Consider the following 21,327-nt stretch of genomic DNA (forward strand, 5'->3'; position numbering starts at 1 on the left):
TCACGCCTCCGACACGCCGAACCGCGCCCGCAGTGTGTCCCGTTGGGCACGCACGAAGGCCGCGCCGACCACCGCTCCGTGACCCGGCACGTACAGCGCGTCGTCACCGCCCAGCGACAGCAGCCGGTCCAGCGCCGCGGGCCACTGCCGGGGCACGGCGTCCGGGCCGGCCGACGGATCGCCCGACTCCTCCACGAGGTCCCCGCAGAACACCACCTCCCGCACACCCGGCACGAAGACCGCCAGGTCGTGCCGGGTGTGCCCGGGGCCGACGTTCGCCAGCAGCACCTGGACCCCGCCCAGGTCCAGCGTCCACTCGCCCGACACCAGGTGCTTCGGCGCCGCCAGCAGGTCCGCCGCCTCGGCGGCCTCCGCCTCCGCCAGACCGTGCCGCACCGCGTCCCCACGCAGCTCGTCGCGCCCCACCGTCAGCAGCGCGTCCAGCCCGACCGCCCCGAAGAACTCGGCCCCGGAGAACGCGGCCCCGCCCAGTACGTGATCGAAATGGCCGTGCGTGAATGCGATATGGGTCACGCGGCGGCCGGTCAGCCGCTCCGCCTCGGCTCGTACTTCCGCGCCTTCCCGCACGCACGATCCGGGATCGACGAGGAGGACCGAATCGTCCCCCACCACCAGTCCCACCGTGCAGTCCCACACCGGAAGCCGCCGCCGGCCGGCCCGCCCGGTCAACCGCTCCCAGCCCGCCTCTTCCCATCGGACGTCCATGCCGTGACGCTACCCTGGCGACCCCCCGAGCGACCGCCCTTGCCTCCGGCGTACTACCCGGCCGTACACTGACCGGGGGTTCTCTGGCACTCGTATGCCCCGAGTGCCAAACGGGCCGGTACCAAGACCGAGACCACGACCACGCATCACAGCTGGAGGTGTGCGCGATGCTCAGCGAACGCAGACTCGAAGTGCTGCGCGCCATCGTCCAGGACTACGTCGGGACGGAGGAGCCGGTCGGCTCCAAGGCGCTCACCGAGCGGCACCGGCTCGGCGTCTCGCCCGCCACCGTGCGCAACGACATGGCCGTGCTGGAGGAGGAGGGGTACATCGCCCAGCCCCACACCAGCGCCGGCCGGATCCCCACGGACAAGGGCTACCGGCTGTTCGTCGACCGGCTGGCGGGCGTCAAGCCGCTGTCGACGCCCGAGCGCCGGGCCATCCAGAACTTCCTCGACGGCGCCGTGGACCTCGACGACGTCGTCGGCCGTACGGTGCGGCTGCTCGCGCAGCTCACCCGGCAGGTCGCCGTCGTCCAGTACCCGTCGCTGACCCGCTCCACCGTCCGGCACGTCGAGCTGCTGTCGCTGGCCCCGGCCCGGCTGATGCTCGTACTGATCACGGACACCGGGCGGGTCGAGCAGCGGCTCGTCGACTGCCAGACCCCCTTCGGCGAGGCCTCCCTCGCCGATCTGCGGGCGCGGCTCAACAGCCGCGTCGTCGGCCGTCGGTTCACCGACGTGCCGCAGCTGGTGCAGGACCTCCCCGAATCCTTCGAGGCGGAGGACCGGGCCACGGTCTCGACCGTGCTCGCCACCCTCCTCGAAACCCTGGTCGAGGAGGCCGAGGAGCGGCTGATGATCGGCGGCACCGCCAATCTCACCCGCTTCGGACACGATTTCCCCCTGACGATCAGGCCGGTGCTCGAAGCGCTGGAGGAGCAGGTCGTGCTCCTCAAGCTGCTGGGCGAGGCCAACGAGTCGGGGATGGCCGTGAAGATCGGGCATGAGAATGCCTACGAGGGACTGAACTCCACGTCCGTCGTCTCGGTCGGCTACGGTTCGGGCGGCGAGAGTGTCGCCAAACTCGGCGTGGTCGGACCGACCCGCATGGACTACCCCGGAACGATGGGAGCGGTACGCGCAGTGGCACGTTACGTCGGACAGATCCTGGCGGAGTCGTAAGTGGCCACGGACTATTACGCGGTCCTCGGCGTACGCCGCGACGCATCGCAGGACGAGATCAAGAAGGCCTTCCGCCGCCTCGCGCGTGAGCTCCACCCGGATGTGAATCCGGACCCGAAGACGCAAGAGCGTTTCAAGGAGATCAACGCGGCGTACGAGGTTCTCTCGGATCCGCAGAAGAAGCAGGTCTACGACCTGGGCGGCGACCCGCTGTCCTCCTCGGGCGGCGGCGGTGGCGCGGGCGGATTCGGTGCGGGTGGCTTCGGCAACTTCTCCGACATCATGGACGCGTTCTTCGGCCAGTCCTCGCAGCGCGGCCCGCGCTCGCGGACCCGGCGCGGCCAGGACGCGATGATCCGCCTGGACCTGGAACTGGACGAGGCGGCCTTCGGGACGACCAAGGACATCCAGGTCGACACGGCGGTCGTCTGCAACACCTGCTCCGGCGAAGGCGCCGCCCCCGGCACCTCGGCGCAGACATGTGACATGTGCCGCGGTCGCGGTGAGGTCTCGCAGGTCACCCGGTCCTTCCTGGGCCAGGTCATGACCTCGCGCCCCTGCCCGCAGTGCCAGGGCTTCGGCACCGTGGTCCCGACCCCGTGCCCCGAGTGCGCGGGCGACGGCCGGGTCCGCTCCCGCCGCAGCCTCACGGTCAAGATCCCGGCCGGCGTCGAGAACGGCACCCGGATCCAGCTCGCGGGCGAGGGCGAGGTCGGCCCCGGCGGCGGCCCCGCCGGCGACCTGTACGTGGAGATCCACGAACTGCCGCACCCGACCTTCCAGCGGCGCGGGGACGACCTGCACTGCACCGTGACCATCCCCATGACGGCGGCGGCCCTGGGCACCAAGTGCCCGCTGGAGACGCTGGACGGCATGGAGGAGATCGACATCCGGCCCGGCACCGGATCCGGCCAGTCGATCCCGCTGCACGGGCGCGGCGTGACGCACCTGCGCGGCGGCGGCCGGGGCGACCTGATCGTCCACGTCGAGGTCACCACGCCGGGCAAGCTGGACGCCCAGCAGGAGGACCTGCTGCGCCAGCTGGCCAAGCTGCGCGGCGAGGAGCGGCCGATGGGCCAGTTCGCGCCGGGCCAGCAGGGTCTGTTCAGCCGCCTGAAGGACGCGTTCAACGGCCGCTGACGCCGAGCGCGGTCACCGTCGTACGAACCCGGTCCGGGGCGTCCCGGACCGGGTTCGGCGCTTTCGCGCCGGGCGCCCGGCGCGAAAGCGCCAGGCCGCCGAAGCGGACTATGCCAGGCGAATGCCGTGATTCGGTGCGGTGAGCGGGACATGGCACGATGCAGTCCATGTCCTCCGCACCGAACGGTCTCTACCGGTTCCCGATCGTGCAGGCTCCCATGGCGGGCGGCGCCTCCTGTCCCGCCCTCGCCGCGGCCGTGTGCGAAGCGGGCGGGCTGGGCTTCCTGGCCGGCGGCTACAAGACCGCCGACGGCATGTACCAGGAGATCAAGCAGACCCGGGGGCTGACCCGGCGGCCCTTCGGCGTGAACCTCTTCATGCCGCAGACCGGCTACGTCGACCCGGCCGCCGTCGAGGCCTACCGAGGACAGCTCGCGGGCGAGGCCAGCTGGTACGAGGTCTCCCTCGCCGCCGAGGACATCGTCGGCACCTGCGACGACGGCTACGACGCCAAGCTCGCCATCCTCCTCGAAGACCCGGTCCCGGTCGTCTCGTTCACCTTCGGCTGCCCCGCGCCCGAGGCCCTCGCCCGGCTGCGCGAGGCCGGTACGCACACCGTCGTCACCGTCACCTCGGTCGAGGAGGCCCGCGCCGCCCAGGAGGCGGGCGCCGACGCCGTCTGCGTCCAGGGCGTCGAGGCCGGCGGCCACCAGGGCACCCACCGCGACGACCCGCAGGCCGACGGCACCGCCGGCGTCGGGCTGCTCGCGCTGGTCGCGCAGGTACGGGAAGCGGTGGCCCTCCCGATCATCGCGGCGGGCGGCCTGATGCGCGGCTCGCAGATCGCGGCCGTGCTCGCGGCCGGAGCGGAGGCGGCGCAGCTCGGCACCGCGTTCCTGGCGTGCCCGGAGTCGGGGGCCCACCCGCTCCACAAGGCGGCGCTGACGGACCCGCTGTTCGTCCGCACCGAGCTGACCCGGGCGTTCTCCGGGCGGCCCGCGCGGGGTCTGGTGAACCGGTTCATGCGCGAGCACGGGCCGTACGCCCCGGCCGCGTACCCGCAGGTCCACCACCTCACCTCGGGGCTGCGCAAGGCGGCCGCGGCGGCCGGGGACCCGCAGGGCATGGCGCTGTGGGCGGGCCAGGGACACCGGCTGGCCCGGACCGTCCCGGCGGGCGATCTGGTGGAGGTGCTCGCGGCGGAACTGGCCGAGGCGCAGGGCGTGCTGAAGGAAACGCAGACGAGGAGAGTGTCATGACGGCCCCCGTGTTCGTGGTCGAAGAGGTCCCCGCGGGGCCGGAGTTCGTGCTGGACGGCCCCGAGGGCCGGCACGCGGTCTCGGTGAAGCGGCTGAACCCGGGCGAGGCGGTGGTCCTCACGGACGGCCGCGGCGGCTGGGCCGAGGCGGTCGTCAAGGCGGCGGAGGGCAAGGACCGGCTGGTCGTCGCGGTGTCCGGGGTCTTCACGGAAGCGGAGCCCGCCGTACGCATCACCGTCGTTCAGGCCCTGCCCAAGGGCGACCGGGGCGAGGTGGCGGTCGAGACGATGACCGAGACCGGCGTGGACGCGATCGTGCCGTGGCAGGCCTCGCGGTGCATCACCCAGTGGCGCGGCGACCGGGGCGCGAAGTCCCTGGCGAAGTGGCGGGGCACGGCCCGCGAGGCGGGCAAGCAGTCCCGCCGGGTCAGCTTCCCGGAGGTCGCCGAGGCCATGTCCACGAAGCAGGTCGCGGCGCTGCTCGCGGACGCCGACCTGGCGATGGTGCTGCACGAGGACCGGGACGCGCCCTCGCAGGCGCTGGCGACGGCCGAGCTGCCCGCCGCCGGGTCGATCGTGCTGGTGGTCGGCCCGGAGGGCGGCGTCTCCCCGGAGGAGCTGGCCGCCTTCGCCGCCGTCGGCGCCCACCCCTACCGGCTGGGCCGCCCGGTCCTGCGCACCTCCACCGCCGGCACCGCGGCGACGGCGGTCCTGCTCGCCCGGACGGGCCGCTGGTCCTGACCTCCCGGGGGGTGGTGGGCCCCCGGACCGGGAGGGGTGGTGGATACGATGCCCCGACCGATCCAACGTCACGGGAGGCGAACGCAATGGCCGGGGAACCGCAGGCCGACTGCCTGTTCTGCAAGATCGTCGCAGGGTCCATCCCGGCGACCGTGGTAGGGGAGACCGAGACCACCCTCGCCTTCCGGGACATCAACCCGCAGGCGCCCACGCACGTGCTCGTGATCCCGCGCGTCCACTACCCCGACGCCGCCTCCCTCGCGGCCGCCGAACCCGCCGTCGCCGCCGACGTGCTGGCCGAGGCGGGCCGGATCGCCGCCGAGGAGAAGATCGACGGCCACGGCTACCGGATCGTCTTCAACACCGGCGCCGGCGCGGGCCAGACCGTCTTCCACGCCCACGCCCACCTCATCGGGGGCCGCGGCCTCCAGTGGCCCCCCGGATAGCCCGTGTCCGTACGAGAGTTCGTGGTGCTGGGCACCGCCAGCCAGGTGCCCACCCGCCACCGCAACCACAACGGCTACCTGCTGCGCTGGGACGGCGAGGGCATCCTCTTCGACCCGGGCGAGGGCACGCAGCGCCAGATGCTGCGCGCCGGGGTCGCCGCGCACGACATCAACCGGATCTGTGTCACCCACTTCCACGGCGACCACAGCCTCGGCCTCGCCGGGGTGATCCAGCGGATCAACCTCGACCAGGTCCCGCACCCCGTCACCGCGCACTACCCCGCCTCGGGGCAGAAGTTCTTCGACCGGCTGCGGTACGCGACCGCCTACCGGGAGACCGTACGGCTGCGCGAGGAGCCGGTGGCCGGGGACGGGGCGCTGGCGCGCGGGCCCTCGTACACCCTGGAGGCCCGCAGGCTGTCGCATCCGGTCGAGTCCTTCGGCTACCGGATCAGCGAGCCCGACGGCCGCCGCATGGTGCCCGAACTGCTCGCACGGCACGGGATCAAGGGGCCGGACGTGGGCCGGATCCAGCGCGAGGGCCGGCTGGGCGGCGTGGGCCTCGACGAGGTCAGCGAGCACAGGCCCGGACAGAGCTTCGCCTTCGTCATGGACACCCGGCTCTGCCCCGGCGTGGACGAACTCGCCCGGGGCTGCGACATGCTGGTCATCGAGTCGACGTTCCTCGACGAGGACGAGCGCCTCGCCACCGACCACGGGCACCTCACCGCCGGCCAGGCGGCCCGCACGGCGCGCGACGCGGGCGTACGGCACCTGGTGCTGACGCACTTCTCGCAGCGCTACTCCGATCCCGGCGCGTTCGAACGGCAGGCCCGCGCGGCCGGGTTCGAGGGGGAGCTGACGATCGCCGAGGACCTCGTACGGGTTCCCCTGCCGAAGCGGGGCTGAGGCCGGGGAGCGGCCCGGGGGTGATCTGGGCCACACTTGGGTTTGGGTTGCTTCCGGGCGGGGAGGGCTCGGAGCTTTCCGTGGGAACCCATCCCGCAGAAACGACCCTTCGGCCGCACGCGCATCATCCGGGGAGTACACCGTGACCAGTCGGGACAGCCGCACCAGCCGCAGCGCCGCCGTGGACCCGCTCGGTCCGCTCCGCGACCCCCACGAACCCGGCTGCGACGTCTTCCTCACCGGCACGGTCTTCCTCGACATCATCTTCACCGGCCTCGACTCGGCCCCGGTGCGCGGTACGGAGTCCTGGGCGCGCGGCATGGGCTCCAGCCCCGGCGGCGTGGCCAACATGGCCACCGCGCTGGCCCGCCTCGGGCTGCGCACCTCGCTCGCCGCGGCGTTCGGAGACGACCACTACGGCGAGTACTGCTGGGACGCGCTCGAACAGGGCGAGGGCATCGACCTGACCATGTCGCGCACCGTCCCCGGCTGGCACAGCCCCGTCACGGTCTCGATGGCCTACGAGGGCGAGCGCACGATGGTCTCGCACGGCCACGAGGCCCCGCCGCCCGCCGACCCCGGGCTCCCGCGCTGCCCGCCCCGCGCCCGCGCGGCCGTGGCCTCCCTGGGGCCCGGGCGGGGGGAGGAGTGGATCGCGACGGCGGCCCGGCAGGGGGCCCGGGTCTTCGCCGACGTGGGCTGGGACGAGAGCGGGCGCTGGGACCTGGGGGCGCTGGCCGACCTGGAGCACTGCGAGGCGTTCCTGCCCAACGCGGGGGAGGCCATGCGCTACACGCGGACCGACTGCCCCCGGGCGGCGGCCCGCAAGCTCGCGGAGAAGGTCCCGATCGCCGTGGTGACGATGGGCCCGGAGGGCTCCTGCGCGGTGGACGGCCGGACCGGGGAGACCGCCGAGGTCCCCGGCATCGCGGTGGACGCGCTCGACCCCACGGGCGCCGGAGACGTGTACGTGGCGGGTTTCGTCACCGGCACCCTGGCGGGGTGGCCGCTGGCGGACCGGCTGGCCTTCGCGGGCCTGACGGCGGCGCTGTCGGTCCAGGAGTTCGGCGGCTCGCTGTCGGCCCCGGGGTGGGCGGAGGTGGCGCACTGGTGGGCCGCCGCCCCGGACGCCCTGCGCGGGCCGTACGGCTTCCTGGACGCCCTGCTCCCGCCGCCGGCGGCCCCCGCGCCGAGGCGCCGGGCGGTCCCGACGATCGGATTCCGCCCGGGCGCGTAGCCGGGCGCGGGGCGGCGGGCCGTGACGGCGCCGGAAAAGGCCTCGGGGATGCGGCGGCGGAGTCGTACGCTTGGTATTCCGGAGGTCGTCGATCGGCACGGCCCCTCAGCGGGAGGTATGCGCAGGCCACAGTGCCGGCCCATGACTCAGACACCGACAGCCCAGACCCCCGCGCCCGGGCAGGCGCGAGCCCACTTCACCGTCCCGGCCACCCATCCGATGGTGACCGTGCTCGGATCCGGCGACGCCCTGCTGCGCGTGATCGAGAAGGCCTTCCCGAGGGCCGACATCCATGTTCGGGGCAATCAGGTCAGCGCGATCGGCGAGGCGGCCGAAGTCGCCCTGATCCAGCGCCTGTTCGACGAGATGATGCTGGTGCTCCGCACCGGGCAGCCGATGACGGAGGACGCAGTGGAACGCTCGATCGCCATGCTCAAGGCGAGCGGCAACGGCAAGGGCGAGGGCCCGGAGGAGACCCCCGCGGAGGTCCTCACCCAGAACATCCTCTCCAGCCGCGGCCGCACCATCCGTCCCAAGACCCTCAACCAGAAGCGGTACGTCGACGCGATCGACAAGAACACGATCGTCTTCGGCATCGGCCCCGCCGGTACCGGAAAGACCTACCTGGCCATGGCCAAGGCGGTCCAGGCCCTGCAGTCCAAGCAGGTCAGCCGGATCATCCTGACCCGCCCCGCCGTCGAGGCCGGCGAGCGGCTCGGCTTCCTGCCGGGCACGCTCTTCGACAAGATCGACCCGTACCTGCGGCCGCTCTACGACGCGCTGCACGACATGATCGACCCGGATTCGATCCCGCGGCTCATGGCGGCGGGCACGATCGAGGTCGCCCCGCTGGCCTACATGCGCGGCCGCACCCTCAACGAGGCGTTCGTCGTCCTCGACGAGGCGCAGAACACGAGCCCGGAACAGATGAAGATGTTCCTGACCCGGCTCGGCTTCGACTCGAAGATCGTCATCACCGGTGACGTCACCCAGGTCGACCTGCCGGGCGGCACCAAGAGCGGGCTGCGCCAGGTCCAGGAGATCCTCGAAGGGGTGCCCGACATCCACTTCTCGCGGCTCACGTCCGAGGATGTCGTCCGGCACAAGCTCGTCGGCCGTATCGTCGATGCGTACGAGAAGTACGACGACAGCCAGAGCGGCCAGTCGGGCCCCAGCGGCCCGGGCGGCGGCCGCAGCGGCCGAAACGGGAAGTAGAACTCAGCGCACCATGTCGATCGACGTCAACAACGAGTCCGGGATCGAGGTCGACGAGCAGGCGATCCTCGACATCGCCCGCTACGCGCTCACCCGGATGCGGATCCACCCGCTCTCCGAGCTCTCCGTCATCGTCGTGGACGAGGGGGCGATGGAGCAGCTCCACATCCAGTGGATGGACCTGCCCGGACCCACCGACGTCATGTCCTTCCCGATGGACGAACTCCGTCCGCCGGCGAAGGACGACGAGGAGCCCCCGCAGGGGCTCCTCGGCGACATCGTGCTCTGCCCCGAGGTGGCCAAGAAGCAGGGCGAGGACGCCCCGACGCAGCACTCCATGGACGAGGAGCTCCAGCTCCTGACGGTCCACGGGGTGCTGCACCTGCTCGGCTACGACCACGAGGAGCCCGACGAGAAGGCCGAGATGTTCGGCCTCCAGGCGGCGATCGTCGACGGCTGGCGCGGTGAGCGCGGCATCACCGGCCCGTCCCCGGCCCCGACCGTCTCGTGACCGGCGCCCCCCAGCTCATCACCGGGGCGGTCCTGCTGGTCGTGGTGGCCTGGTTCGCGGCGTGCGCGGAGTCCGCGATCGCCCGGGTCTCCAGCTTCCGCGCGGAACAGGCCGTACGGGAGGGGCGGCGCGGCAGCGCGAAGCTCGCGCAGGTCGCCGCCGACCCCACCCGCTACGTGAACGTGGCCCTGCTGGTCCGGGTCACCTGCGAGATGGCGGCGGGCGTCCTCGTCACGTACGTCTGCCTCGACGAGTTCGGCGAGAACTGGACCGCGCTGCTCGTGGCGATCGCCGTGATGGTGCTCGTCTCCTTCGTCGCGGTCGGCGTGTCCCCCCGTACGATCGGCCGCCAGCACCCGCTGAACACGGCGACGGCGGCCGCGTACGTCCTGGTGCCGCTGGCCCGGGTGATGGGGCCGATCCCGCAGCTGCTGATCCTCCTCGGCAACGCGCTCACGCCCGGGAAGGGCTTCCGCAAGGGGCCGTTCGCCTCCGAGGCCGAGCTGCGCGCGATGGTGGACCTGGCGGAGCGGGAATCGCTGATCGAGGACGACGAGCGCCGGATGGTGCACCAGGTCTTCGAACTCGGCGACACGCTCGTGCGCGAGGTGATGGTGCCGAGGACGGACCTGATCTGCATCGAGCGGTACAAGACGATCCGTCAGGCGACCACGCTCGCACTGCGGTCGGGGTTCTCGCGCATACCGGTGACCGGGGAGAACGAGGACGACATCGTCGGGGTCGTGTACCTGAAGGACCTGGTCCGCAAGACGCACATCAGCCGGGACGCCGAATCGGACCTGGTCTCCACGGCGATGCGCCCCGCGGTGTTCGTGCCCGACACCAAGAACGCGGGCGATCTGCTGCGCGAGATGCAGCAGGTCCGCAACCACGTGGCCGTCGTCATCGACGAGTACGGCGGCACCGCGGGCATCGTCACCATCGAGGACATCCTCGAAGAGATCGTCGGCGAGATCACCGACGAGTACGACCGCGAGCTCGCGCCCGTCGAGGACCTCGGGGAGGACCGCTACCGGGTGACGGCGCGCCTCGACATCACCGACCTCGGCGAGCTGTTCAAGGTCGAGGACTACGACGACGAGGACGTGGAGACGGTCGGCGGGCTGCTGGCCAAGGCGCTGGGCCGGGTGCCGATCGCGGGCGCCTCGGCGGTCGTGGAGCTCCCGGACGGGCGGCCGCTGCGGCTGACGGCCGAGTCCCCGGCGGGGCGCAGGAACAAGATCGTGACGGTGCTCGTGGAGCCGGTGGTGCCGGCGGCGGGCGAGGGCGAGGAGGGGCTGGAGTGACCCCGGAACAGCTGCGGGCGTTCTGCCTCGGCTTCAACGCGGCGGTGGAGGAGTTCCCCTTCACCCCGCAGACCTCGGTGTTCAAGGTGATGGGGAAGGTGTTCGCGCTCTCCGCGCTGGATGCGGAGCCGCTGAAGGTCAACCTCAAGTGCGAACCGGAGCTGGCGGTCCGGCTGCGGGAGGAGCACGCGGCGATCGTGCCCGGCTATCACATGAACAAGCGGCACTGGAACACGGTGACGGTCTCCGGGCTCCCCGACGCGCTGGTGCGGGAGCTGGTCGAGGACTCGTACGACCTGGTGGTCGCGGGTCTGCCCCGGGCGGAGCGGCTCCGGCTGGACCGGCCGTGACCGCCGCGGCGGGGTGGTCGCGCGGCCGCGCCGAGGCCCTCCCTATGCTTTCGCCCATGACGGAGAGCACCGGGATCGACCCCGAGGACAGCAAGATCATCACGCTGGCGCGCAGCGCCCGGGCCCGCAACGCGGTGCCGGAGGGCGCGGCGGTGCGGGACGAGACGGGCCGGACGTACGTCGCCGGGACGGTGGAGCTGGACTCCCTGAAGCTGAGCGCGCTCCGGACCGCGGTGGCGATGGCGGTGGCGAGCGGCGCCCGCTCCCTGGAGGCCGCGGCCGTGGTCAGCGCGGCGGAGTCGGTTCCCGACGCCGACCGGGCCGCCGTCCGCGACCTCGGCGGTGCCGCCACCCCGGTGCTGCTGGCCGCCCCGGACGGCACCCTGCGCTCCACCACCCCGGCCGGAGCCTGACCCGCCGCCGTCGCTCCACCGCCCCCGCCACCCGGCCGCCCGCCGGGTGGCGGGGCCGTTCGCGGGAGGGCTACCTTGCCGGGGTGGACCTCTTCCCGCGCTCCTGGACGGCGTTGCGCACGGCGGTCGCCGACCTCTGCGACCAGGACTTCGAGCAGCCCTCCGGCTGCGCCGGCTGGCTCGTCCGCGACCTGGTGTGCCACCTGGTCATCGACGCGCAGGACGTCCTGATCACCCTCGCCACGCCCGTCGAGGCGGAACCCACCGTCGACGCGGTGACGTACTGGAACGTCGACGACCGGCCCCCGACCGGGCAGGATCCGCTCGACGCGCTGACCGTCCGGCTGGCCGCCGCCTACGAGGACCCGCACCTGCTCAGGTTCCACCTCGACGACGTCGGATCCGCCGCCGGGCGCGCCGCCGCACTCGCCGACCCGGGTGTCCGGGTGGGCACCCGGGGCGAGGTCCTGACCGTGGCCGACTACCTCGACGCGTACGTCCTGGAGTGGACGCTGCACCACCTCGACCTGACCGCGCACCTGCCGGCGGTGGCCGGGCCGCCCGCCGAGGGCACGGCCCGGTCCCGCGCGATGCTGGAGACCATCACGGGCGCCGCGTTCCCCGCGTCGTTCACCGACACGGACGCCCTGCTGGTCGGCACGGGCCGCAGGGCCCCGACCGGCGAGGAGCGGGCCGCGCTCGGCGCACTGGCCGAGCGGCTGCCGTTCGTCATCGGCTGACCGCCGCGCGACCGCCGAGCGACCGCCGAGCCGTCGCCGCGTCGCTGCCGCGCCCCCGCTACGCCGCCGCGAGTCCCGCGGTGGCCGGCCGGCGGCGGATGACCATCGCCATCAGCGCCGCCATCGCGCACAGCGCGCCCGACGCGTACCAGACGACGTCGTACGAGCCGAACGCGTCCCGCGCCAGGCCGGCCAGCAACGCCACCACCGCCGCGCCGACCTGGTGCGAGGCCAGCACCCAGCCGAACACGATCGCGCTGTCCTCCCCGTACTGCTCGCGGCACAGCGCGATCGTCGGCGGGACGGTGGCGACCCAGTCCAGCCCGTAGAACACGATGAAGAACACCATCGGCGGGTGCACCGACGGGGCGAGCAGCAGCGGCAGGAACAGCAGCGAGATACCGCGCAGCGCGTAGTAGACGGCCAGCAGCCGCCGGGCCTCGAAGCGGTCCGTGAACCAGCCGGACGCCACGGTGCCGATGACGTCGAAGACGCCGATCACGGCCAGCAGCCCGGCCGCCGCGGTCACCGGCATGCCGTGGTCGTGCGCCGCCGGCACGAAGTGGGTCTTGACCAGCCCGTTCGTGGTGGCCCCGCAGATCGCGAAAGTGCCCGCCAGCAGCCAGAACGGGCCGGTGCGGACCGCCTTGAACAGCACCGTCAGCGTGCGCCGAGCCGCGCCCGCCGCCGGTGCGGGCTTCTGCGCGTACGTGCCTCCGTACGGGGCGAGTCCCACGTCGGCCGGGTGGTCGCGCAGCAGCAGCCACACGAACGGGACGACGGCCAGCGCGGCCAGCGAGACCGTCACCGCCGCCGGGCGCCAGCCGTGGTGCTCCACCAGCCTGGACAGCAGCGGCAGGAAGATCAGCTGGCCGGAGGCGCCGGCGGCGGTCAGGATGCCGGTGACCAGGCCCCGCCGGGCGGTGAACCAGCGGTTGGTGATCGTCGCCGCGAAGGACAGCGCCATCGAGCCGCTGCCCAGGCCCACCAGCACGCCCCAGAACAGCACCAGTTGCCAGGACGCGGTCATCCAGACGGTGGCGACCGAGCCGCCGGATATGACCATCAGGGCGAGTGCCACCACCCGGCGGATGCCGTAGCGGTCCATCAGCGCGGCCGCGAACGGCGCGGTGAGCCCGTACAGCGCGAGGTTCACGGAGACGGCGAAGGCGATCGTGCCGCGCGACCAGTCGAATTCCTCGTGGAGCGGTTCGATGAGGAGTCCGGGCAGGGAGGCGAAGGCGGCCGCGCCGATGATCGTCACGAAGCCGACGGCGGCGACGAACCAGGCGCGGTGCACCCGGCCGGAACCGGCCGGGGGAGCGGGGGCGGGGGCGGTCGAGGGCGTCGTGGAGGGATCTGTCTGCGTCACGGGAACAGCCTCCGGCCTGCGCCTTCCCCGGGACAGTGGCCTGAATGCCATGCTTCGGTACGATCGGGCCATGGACTTGGAGCGCAGGGCACATCGCGTCGTCGTACTCGCCCTCGGCGGGCTGCTGCCCTTCGAGCTCGGCATCCCGCATCGGATCTTCGGCCGCGCCAAGGACTCCGCCGGGCGGCCGCTCTACACGATCGTCACCTGCGGGCTCGCCCCCGGGCCGGTCGCCACGGAGGCCGATTTCGCGATCCAGGTCGAGCACGGTCCCGAGGCGCTGGCCACCGCGGACACGGTGGTGGTGCCCGCCTCGTACGAGCTGGGGCCGGTGCACGAGGAGGGCAGGCTGACCGGTGAACTCGCGGCGGCGCTCGCGCACATCCGCCCGGGCACCCGGCTCGTTTCCATCTGCACGGGTGGTTACGTGCTCGCCGCCGCCGGGTATCTGGACGGCCGCCGGGCCACGACCCACTGGGCCTCCGCCGAGCACTTCCAGCGGCTGTTCCCGGCCGTGAGGGTCGATGCGGACGTGCTTTACACCGACGACGGGGACGTGCTGACCTCCGCGGGCGTCGCCGCCGGCATCGACCTCTGCCTGCACATCGTGCGCCGCGACCACGGCGCCGCCGTCGCCAACGACGTGGCCCGGCGGACCGTGGTGCCGCCCCACCGGCCGGGCGGGCAGGCCCAGTTCATCGCGCGCCCGGTACCCGAGCCGGCGCAGGCCAGTACGGCGGCGGCCCGCGCGTGGGTGCTGGACCGGCTGCACGAGCCGCTGGTGCTGGCCGACCTGGCGCGGCAGGAGGCCATGTCGGTACGGACCTTCACGCGCCGGTTCCGCGAGGAGTGCGGGGCCAGCCCCGGCGAGTGGATCGTCGGGCAGCGGGTGGAGCGGGCCCGCTCGCTCCTGGAGGAGACCGGCCTGCCCATGGAACAGGTGGCGCGGCAGGCGGGGTTCGGGACGGCGCAGTCGCTGCGCAAGCACCTGCAGACGGCGCTGGGGGTGAGCCCGACGGAGTACCGGCGCACGTTCCGGGCGTCATCGGGCGCGAGGGGTGGCGCGGGGGCCGGTGCGGACGCCGAAGCGGAGGGCGGCGGGGAGCGGGATCCAGCCATCTCCTGATGGGCCATCAGTTGATGCCGGGTCCGCGCATTGACTTCTCCCGCCGCCCGCTCGTGAATGGCCCCCTGTCGCGGCGGGACGGACCCAGGGGGCGGACAGTGCGGACAGCGCGGACGCGGGCGGGCAGCAGGAGACGGGCGTGGACCCGCGGCGCCCTCGGCATGGTGATCCTCGCGGCCACGACCGGGGGCGCGCTCGGTGCACCGGCCGCCGCCGAGGGGGAAACGCCCCCGGGGCAGGTGGAGTTCCCGACGCACTGCCTGCCGCCGCAGGAGGCCGGACTCCCGCCCGCCGACGGGACGACGACCGCCCGGATCACCGCCGACGACCCCGCGCCGCGCGTCGGGGACACCGTCACCGTGACGTACCAGGTGGCCGCCACCCCCGCCCTGAACCCGGCCGCGGGCGCGCTGCCCGCCGACACGCTGACCCCGGCCGGGCGGATCCTGCTCGGGGGCGCGCAGAGCGGCGAGGTCACCGTCGTGGGCGCCAAACGGAACGACCCCGTCGAGGCCGGTGCGGCGCTGCCCGGGGTCACCATGACGGGCACCTTCACCGTCACCGCGCCCGGGGAGATAACCCTGGCCCCGGGCGGATACACGCTGCACACCAGCCACCTACTGGACCTGGACACCGTGTGCGCGGCGACCGGAGCCCCGGTGTCACAGCGCCTCACCGCGAGCCCGCTGCCGACGGCCAACCTGCGGGGCGTCTCCCTCGGCGCGGCGTACGGGAAACCGGGCGCGCGGGTGCGGGTCACCGGCGCGGGCTTCGTCCCCGGGGCGGCGGTGACGGTCGCCGGCCGGGCGGGCGCCGCCGAGACCCCGGACCGCGTGGCGGCCCGCGCCGACGAACGGGGGGAGTTCCGGGCCGAGCTGCCGGTGACGGACAAGGCGACGACCGGGGTGGTGGCCTACGAGGGCGCGGCCTGGTCGGCGGGAACGGGCTCGGGACCGGCCGCGTACACGGTCGTCGAGGCGGCGCCGGCGCCGCCGCCGGGCACCCGGCAGGTGACCGCGGTGGTGGAGCCGGGGGCGCTGTCCATGACGCAGGCGGGCGAGTCGGTGGTGCTGGGCGCGGTCCCGTACGGGGACGGGGGCGCGGCCCCGGGCCGGATCGGGACGGTCACGGTCACGGACGCGCGGGGCGGCCCGGCGGGGTGGTCGCTGACCGGCAAGGTCACCGACTTCACCGGCCCGGGCGGGGTGCGGATCCCGGGAGCGTCGCTGAGCTGGACGCCGCGGTGCACGGCGGCGCAGGGGAGCCCGAGCCGGTGCGCGGCGGGCAGCGCGGGCGTGGTGGGGCCCGAGGGGGCGGTGCTGGCGTCGGCGCCCGACGCCGAGCGGGCCGGCGGGACCTTCACGGTGGACGCGACCGTCACCCTCCGGGTGCCCCCGTACACCCCGCCGGGCGCCTACCGGGCGGTGCTGACCCTGACCCTCTCGTGACCCGGCCCCGCGCGGACCTGCCGCCGCGCGGCCGGCGCGCCCCGGCCCGCCCGGCGCTCGCGCGCGTCCGGGCGCTGCTGCGCGGGGCGGTGCTCGCCCTGGTCGTGCTCGGGGTGCTGCCGGCCGGCGGTACGGCCCGCGGGGACGACAACGGGGAGTGGGCCGTGCGGCCCGCCGCCAACGCCGTGACCCGGCGGCCGTACTTCTACCTCGCCGCCGCCCCCGGCGCGACCGTCGCGGACACGGTCACCGTCACCAACCGGACCGACCGCCCCCGCAGTTTCCGGCTCTACGCCGCCGACGCGTACAACACCCCCCGCGACGGCGGCTTCGCGCTCCGCGGCCCCGACGAGCCGCGCCGCGCCACCGCCGCCTGGGCGGAGCTCGCCCGGGAGCGGGTCACCGTGGCGGCCGGGGCGTCGGCGGAGGTCGCCTTCACGGTCACCGTCCCCGACCGGGCCGAGCCGGGGGACCACCCCGGCGCCATCGTGGCCGTGGAGGACGCCCCGGGCGGGACGGGCCCCGGCATCGGAGTCCGGCGGGCCGTCGCCGCCCGCCTCTACCTCCGGGTCACCGGGCCCACCGCCCCCGCCCTCGCCGTCCGGGACCTCGCGGTCACCCCGCGGCGCGGCGCCGCCGGCGCGGAGGTCTCGTACACGCTCCACAACCTCGGCAACGTGACCCTGCGGCCACGCGCCACCCTCACCGCATCCGGCGCCTTCGGCCGCCGGCTGCTCCACCGGGAGCTCACCGGGCTGCCCGCGGAGCTGCTGCCCGGTCAGCGGGTCCGGCTCTCCGCGCCCTGGGCCGACCCGCCCGCCGCCGAGTGGGCCGAGGTGACGGTGCAGGTCAGCGCCCCCGGAGCGGCCGCCAAGGCTTCCGTCGGGCATGCCGCGCGGCCGGGTCTGGCGACGGCGCTCGCGGCTCCTGCGGCCCTCCTGGCCGTGGCCTGGTCGGCGCTGGTAGCCGCATCGGGGAGAATGGCCCGTATGAGCGATCGTTCCCCCGAGCCCACCGCCCCGCACCGCGCGGGCTTCGCATGCTTCGTCGGCCGCCCCAACGCGGGGAAGTCGACCCTGACCAACGCACTCGTGGGTACCAAGGTCGCGATCACCTCCAACCGGCCCCAGACCACCCGCCACACCGTCCGCGGCATCGTGCACCGCCCCGACGCCCAGCTCGTGCTGGTCGACACACCGGGTCTGCACAAGCCGCGCACGCTGCTCGGCGAGCGCCTGAACGACGTCGTCCGGACCACCTGGGCCGAGGTCGACGTCATCGGCTTCTGCCTGCCGGCCGACCAGAAGCTCGGCCCCGGTGACAAGTTCATCGCCAAGGAGCTCGCGGGGATCAAGAAGACCCCCAAGATCGCCATCATCACGAAGACGGACCTGGTCGAGTCCAAGCAGCTGGCCGAGCAGCTCCTCGCCGTCCACCAGCTCGCCGCCGAGCTGGGCTTCGAGTGGGCCGAGATCGTCCCCGTCTCGGCGGTCGGCGACAGCCAGGTCCAGCTGCTGGCCGACCTGATCGCGCCGCTGCTGCCGCTGAGCCCGCCGCTGTACCCGGAGGGCGACCTCACCGACGAGCCCGAGATGGTGATGGTCGCCGAGCTGATCCGCGAGGCCGCGCTGGAGGGCGTGCGCGACGAGCTCCCGCACTCCATCGCCGTCGTGGTCGAGGAGATGATCCCCCGGGAGAACCGCCCGGCGGACCGCCCGCTGCTGGACATCCACGCGAACCTCTACATCGAGCGGCCCAGCCAGAAGGGCATCATCATCGGCCCGAAGGGCGCCCGTCTGAAGGAGGTCGGGATGAAGTCGCGCACGCACATCGAGGCGCTGCTCGGCACCCCGGTCTTCCTCGACCTGCACGTGAAGGTCGCCAAGGACTGGCAGCGCGACCCCAAGCAGCTGCGCAAGCTGGGCTTCTGACGCGGGCGGCCGGTCCCCCCGGCGGGGGACCGGCCGGCGCACCCGCTACGCGGGACGGCGCAGCCGCACCACGTTGTCCGTACGGGTCCCGGGCGTGCCGTCGGGCTGGTTCTGGACCCGCTCGGTCTCCTCGGCCCGCAGCACCTCCCAGCCCGCCGTGACCGGCTCCAGCTGCGCCAGGACGTCCTGCGGCGTGGGGAAGTACGCCTCCTCGCGCTCCTCCTGCCAGGGTGCCCAGCCCGCGTGGCCGACGACCAGCAGCGTGCCGCCCGGCGCCACGGCCGAGGCGGCGGCGCGCAGGACGCGGTCGCGGGGGAAGTCCCCGTAGTTGTGCAGGAAGCACGCCGAGACCAGGTCGAACTCCCCCTCCGGGAAGGACTCGGTCAGGTCGTGCCGCTCCAGGGTGACGCGGTCCGCGACCCCGGCGTCCGCGGCGTGCTCGGCGCTCCGGCCGAGGGCCACCCCGGAGATGTCGGTCCCGGTCACCGTCCACCCGAGGCGGGCCAGCCACACCGCGTCGCCGCCCTCCCCGCAGCCGATGTCCAGGGCCCGGCCCGGGGCCAGGCCGGACACCTCGTGCACCAGCATGGCGTTGGCCTCGCCGCTCCAGATCCGGCCGGTCTCCTGGTAGCGGGCGTCCCAGAACTCCTCGCCCGCCCCGCCCTGCGGGTGGGTGGCGTGCTCGGGCCCGTGGCCGTGGCCGTGGTCGTGGCCATGGCCATGGCTGTGCGGGTGCCGGTGGTCGTGCGTGCGCTGCTCGGACATCGAGGCCCCTCCTGTAGGCGCACCGGTCGCGGTGCTGTGCCGCCGATGCTCCGCCCGCCGTCCCGCGCGGTCAAAAGTTGTTGCCGGTTCGGCAAACGCCGGTCAGGGGCGCTCCGGCGGCTCCGCGATCAGGGCCGTCGCCACCCGCCGGAACCCGGCGCGGGAGTAGACGCGGGCCACGTCCTCGTCGCCCGCCGTCAGGAACACCGTGGCCGCCCCGCGCGCCAGGGCGTCCGCGACCAGCGCCGCCGTCACGCCGAGGGCCAGCCCCTGGCGGCGGGCCGAGGGAAGGGTGCCGACGGCGACGACCTCGGCGACCTCGCCGACCGGGTTGTACAGGCCGGAGCAGAGCACCACCCCGTCCCGCGCGGCCGCCGCCATCGCCGTCGTGCCCGCCGTGAGCTTCGCCGCCAGCGAGGCCCGGCGGACCTCCACCGCCGGGTCAGCCGCCGCCACGGCCAGCTCCGCCGGACCGGCCTCGCCCCGGGCCGTCCCCGGATCCGCGAAGGCGAGGGCGGGCACCGCCACCGCCGCCGCGAGCAGCGGGTCGTCGGCGCCGAGCAGGCGTACGTCAGGATGCGGCGCGAGGGGTTCCGCGGCCGGATCCAGCACCATCAGCGGGTGCTCGTGGACATGCAGCCCGGCGGCTTCCACGGCCGCCCGCAGCGCGGGGCTGGTTTCGGCCACCCATTCGAAGGCCTCCGGGACCCCCAGCTCCCGCTGGCGGGCCAGGACCCGTTCCACATCGGCCACCGAGGCGTCCGCCCCGCCGAGCGAGGGGCGCGCGTAGTACGGCCAGCCGGCGCCCTCCTGGACGAACAGGGTCAGCGGCCCGAAGTCCTCGCCCCGTGCCCCGCCCACGCGCGGTACGGCGTCGTAGTAACGCTCCAGCGATTCCAAGATCTTTGTCATCGGGCCATCCAAGCAAAGCGACCCGCAGCGGGCACCTGGTTTGCCGTCGGCGGGCGGCCTCGCCGGCCGGCCCGCCCACGCCGCGGGGGACCTTCTCAGGCGCCCTCCTTCAGGACCCGCGAGATCAGCGAGCGCTGCGCGTCCGACAGGTGCGGGTCCGCGCAGGACACCGTCCGCCCGTCCACCGTGATCCGGTACGAGAACCCGTCCCGCACCCGGTTCGCCTCGTCCCCGGGCGGACCGGGCCGCAGCGCCAGCTGCGCCAGCGCCCGCCACTCGTCCTCATCGGGCCGGCCCGAGGTGTCCACCTCGACCCGGCGCTCGATGCCCGTGAAACCTCCGGTACGTACCACCAGAATCCGCATGGGGGCTTGTCTACCCCACCCCTAGGCGGTCGGCACGCCCACCGTCGACCACGCCTTCTGGAGCGCCCGCTGCTCCGCGCCGCCCTCCCCGAACCTGGCGACGGCCGCCGCCATCGAGAGCCGGGCGAAGTCCTTGAACGTGGCCTTCGGGGTCAGTTCGCCGCCGGTCAGGGTGTCGTACCAGATCTGCCCGGCGCGCTCCCAGGCCTTGCCGCCCAGCTCCGTCGCCACGAGGTAGAAGGCGTGGTTGGGGATGCCGGAGTTGATGTGCACGCCGCCGTTGTCGCTGTAGGTGTCGACGTAGTCGTCCATCGTCGCGGGCTGCGGGTCCTTGCCGAGCTCGTCGTCGTCGTACGCCGTGCCGGGCGCCTTCATCGAGCGCAGCGCGACCCCGGTGACGTTGGGGCCGAGCAGTCCGGCGCCGATCAGCCAGTCCGCCTGGTCCGCGGTCTGCTCCAGGGAGTACTGCTTGATCAGGGAGCCGAACACGTCGGACATCGACTCGTTGAGCGCGCCCGACTGTCCCCGGTAGACGAGGTTGGCCGAGTACTGGGTGACGCCGTGGGTGAGCTCGTGGCCGATCACGTCCACCGACACCGTGAAATCGAGGAACAGGTCCCCGTCGCCGTCGCCGAACACCATCTGCTGGCCGTCCCAGAAGGCGTTGTTGTAGTCCTCGCCGTAGTGCACGGTCGCGTCCAGCGGCAGTCCGGAGTCATCGATCGAGTGCCGTCCGAAGCCCTTGAGGAACAGCTCGAACGTGGCCCCGAGCCCGGCGTACGCGCGGTTGACGGTGGCGTCCGCGTGCGCCGGGTCGCCCTCGCCGCGCACCTTCTTGCCCGGCAGCCGGGTGCGGTGGCCGGCGTCGCAAATGGTGCGCCGCGGGTCGTCCCCGGCGGGCGCCTCCAAGGCCGGGGTGATGCCCCGGACGGTGGTCACCCGGCGCCGGGTGCGCAGCAGGGAGTCCTGTTCGAGGGTGCGCTGGGCGGCGTCGGCCCGCCGGGTGTCCTCGGACTGGGCGATCTTGTCGAGGAGGTGCGGGGGGATCACGGTGCAGAAGACGGGGTGGCGGTGGGCGTGCGCGTGGGAGGTATCCATGCCCGGCAATGTGGCACCGGGTAACCGTCATGTCACTAGATGCGACCATGATTCATTCGGTTGTGTTACCTGCCCGTAGAGACGGGGCGAGTGAGGCTTAACTCACATTTGGTACAAAACGGACAGGGTGGTC

At 73.7% G+C, this 21,327-nt stretch carries 22 protein-coding genes; 16 read left to right on the forward strand and 6 right to left on the reverse strand.

Annotated features, from left to right (window positions below; genetic code table 11):
• Positions 1–726 carry an MBL fold metallo-hydrolase gene (locus IE248_RS20435; protein ID WP_190031328.1) on the reverse strand — a complete coding sequence of 242 codons (726 nt, stop codon included), beginning with the start codon at positions 724–726 and terminating at the stop codon, positions 1–3.
• A gap of 167 nt (positions 727–893) precedes the next feature.
• On the opposite strand from IE248_RS20435, the gene hrcA reads away from it, so the two are divergent.
• The 13 genes from hrcA (at position 894) to IE248_RS20500 (ending at position 12,177) form a co-directional block, all read left to right on the forward strand.
• Positions 894–1,910 (forward strand): heat-inducible transcriptional repressor HrcA, encoded by a 1,017-nt coding sequence (gene hrcA / locus IE248_RS20440; protein WP_008738889.1) that lies wholly within the window; start codon positions 894–896, stop codon positions 1,908–1,910.
• Positions 1,911–3,050: a molecular chaperone DnaJ gene (gene dnaJ, locus IE248_RS20445; protein WP_008738888.1), complete on the forward strand. Its 1,140-nt coding sequence runs from the start codon at positions 1,911–1,913 to the stop codon at positions 3,048–3,050. It begins immediately after the preceding gene.
• A gap of 167 nt (positions 3,051–3,217) precedes the next feature.
• Entirely contained in the window at positions 3,218–4,309 is a 1,092-nt protein-coding gene (locus tag IE248_RS20450; protein WP_190031329.1) for a nitronate monooxygenase, read from the forward strand.
• Entirely contained in the window at positions 4,306–5,049 is a 744-nt protein-coding gene (locus IE248_RS20455; RefSeq protein WP_073799467.1) for a 16S rRNA (uracil(1498)-N(3))-methyltransferase, read from the forward strand. The genes IE248_RS20450 and IE248_RS20455 overlap by 4 nt, the downstream gene beginning before the upstream one ends.
• An 86-nt stretch (positions 5,050–5,135) precedes the next feature.
• On the forward strand, positions 5,136–5,495 hold the full coding sequence (locus tag IE248_RS20460) for a histidine triad nucleotide-binding protein (RefSeq protein ID WP_073799468.1): 360 nt from the start codon (positions 5,136–5,138) through the stop codon (positions 5,493–5,495).
• Between the two features lie 3 nt (positions 5,496–5,498).
• Positions 5,499–6,404, forward strand: a complete 906-nt coding sequence (locus tag IE248_RS20465) for a ribonuclease Z (RefSeq protein WP_190031330.1) — start codon at positions 5,499–5,501, stop codon at positions 6,402–6,404.
• 142 nt (positions 6,405–6,546) lie between these two features.
• Positions 6,547–7,641 (forward strand): carbohydrate kinase family protein, encoded by a 1,095-nt coding sequence (locus IE248_RS20470; protein WP_037791626.1) that lies wholly within the window; start codon positions 6,547–6,549, stop codon positions 7,639–7,641.
• 141 nt (positions 7,642–7,782) lie between these two features.
• A complete protein-coding gene (locus tag IE248_RS20475) occupies positions 7,783–8,856 on the forward strand; it encodes a PhoH family protein (RefSeq protein ID WP_073799470.1) in 1,074 nt (357 codons plus the stop codon).
• Between the two features lie 13 nt (positions 8,857–8,869).
• Positions 8,870–9,367, forward strand: coding sequence for an rRNA maturation RNase YbeY (gene ybeY, locus IE248_RS20480; protein ID WP_008738873.1), 498 nt, complete (start codon positions 8,870–8,872; stop codon positions 9,365–9,367).
• Positions 9,364–10,674 carry a hemolysin family protein gene (locus tag IE248_RS20485; protein WP_008738871.1) on the forward strand — a complete coding sequence of 437 codons (1,311 nt, stop codon included), beginning with the start codon at positions 9,364–9,366 and terminating at the stop codon, positions 10,672–10,674. Before ybeY ends, IE248_RS20485 begins: the two co-directional genes overlap by 4 nt.
• Complete coding sequence (locus tag IE248_RS20490; protein WP_073773414.1) at positions 10,671–11,024, forward strand: MmcQ/YjbR family DNA-binding protein; 354 nt, start codon at positions 10,671–10,673, stop codon at positions 11,022–11,024. The genes IE248_RS20485 and IE248_RS20490 overlap by 4 nt, the downstream gene beginning before the upstream one ends.
• Positions 11,025–11,080: 56 nt before the next feature.
• The gene (locus tag IE248_RS20495; protein ID WP_037791620.1) at positions 11,081–11,437 is read left to right on the forward strand and encodes a cytidine deaminase-like protein; all 357 of its coding nucleotides are present in this window, start codon (positions 11,081–11,083) and stop codon (positions 11,435–11,437) included.
• An 83-nt stretch (positions 11,438–11,520) separates the two neighbouring features.
• Positions 11,521–12,177: a maleylpyruvate isomerase N-terminal domain-containing protein gene (locus IE248_RS20500; protein WP_190031331.1), complete on the forward strand. Its 657-nt coding sequence runs from the start codon at positions 11,521–11,523 to the stop codon at positions 12,175–12,177.
• Between the two features lie 58 nt (positions 12,178–12,235).
• Here IE248_RS20500 and IE248_RS20505 read toward each other — a convergent pair whose 3' ends face one another.
• A complete protein-coding gene (locus tag IE248_RS20505; RefSeq protein WP_190031332.1) occupies positions 12,236–13,600 on the reverse strand; it encodes an MFS transporter in 1,365 nt (454 codons plus the stop codon).
• 19 nt (positions 13,601–13,619) lie between these two features.
• Here IE248_RS20505 and IE248_RS20510 point away from each other — a divergent pair, with 19 nt between their 5' ends.
• From IE248_RS20510 to era, 3 genes are all read left to right on the forward strand, one after another.
• Positions 13,620–14,675, forward strand: coding sequence for a GlxA family transcriptional regulator (locus IE248_RS20510; protein ID WP_190031333.1), 1,056 nt, complete (start codon positions 13,620–13,622; stop codon positions 14,673–14,675).
• A 98-nt stretch (positions 14,676–14,773) separates the two neighbouring features.
• Complete coding sequence (locus IE248_RS20515; protein WP_229895419.1) at positions 14,774–16,123, forward strand: WxL domain-containing protein; 1,350 nt, start codon at positions 14,774–14,776, stop codon at positions 16,121–16,123.
• Between the two features lie 980 nt (positions 16,124–17,103).
• Positions 17,104–18,054, forward strand: a complete 951-nt coding sequence (gene era, locus IE248_RS37445; protein ID WP_037791844.1) for a GTPase Era — start codon at positions 17,104–17,106, stop codon at positions 18,052–18,054.
• Between the two features lie 45 nt (positions 18,055–18,099).
• Here the strand turns inward: era and IE248_RS20525 are convergent, their stop codons facing one another.
• The 4 genes from IE248_RS20525 to IE248_RS20540 form a co-directional block, all read right to left on the reverse strand.
• On the reverse strand, positions 18,100–18,819 hold the full coding sequence (locus IE248_RS20525; RefSeq protein WP_190031335.1) for an SAM-dependent methyltransferase: 720 nt from the start codon (positions 18,817–18,819) through the stop codon (positions 18,100–18,102).
• A gap of 102 nt (positions 18,820–18,921) precedes the next feature.
• Positions 18,922–19,731, reverse strand: coding sequence for a GNAT family N-acetyltransferase (locus IE248_RS20530; RefSeq protein ID WP_190031336.1), 810 nt, complete (start codon positions 19,729–19,731; stop codon positions 18,922–18,924).
• A 95-nt stretch (positions 19,732–19,826) separates the two neighbouring features.
• Entirely contained in the window at positions 19,827–20,096 is a 270-nt protein-coding gene (locus tag IE248_RS20535) for a protealysin inhibitor emfourin (RefSeq protein ID WP_073799477.1), read from the reverse strand.
• Positions 20,097–20,117: 21 nt separating this feature from the next.
• The gene (locus tag IE248_RS20540; RefSeq protein ID WP_190031337.1) at positions 20,118–21,194 is read right to left on the reverse strand and encodes a M4 family metallopeptidase; all 1,077 of its coding nucleotides are present in this window, start codon (positions 21,192–21,194) and stop codon (positions 20,118–20,120) included.
• Positions 21,195–21,327 lie beyond the last annotated feature (133 nt).

Origin of the sequence: Streptomyces goshikiensis, from assembly GCF_014650555.1 — a bacterium.
In the GTDB taxonomy this organism is placed as follows: domain Bacteria; phylum Actinomycetota; class Actinomycetes; order Streptomycetales; family Streptomycetaceae; genus Streptomyces; species Streptomyces goshikiensis.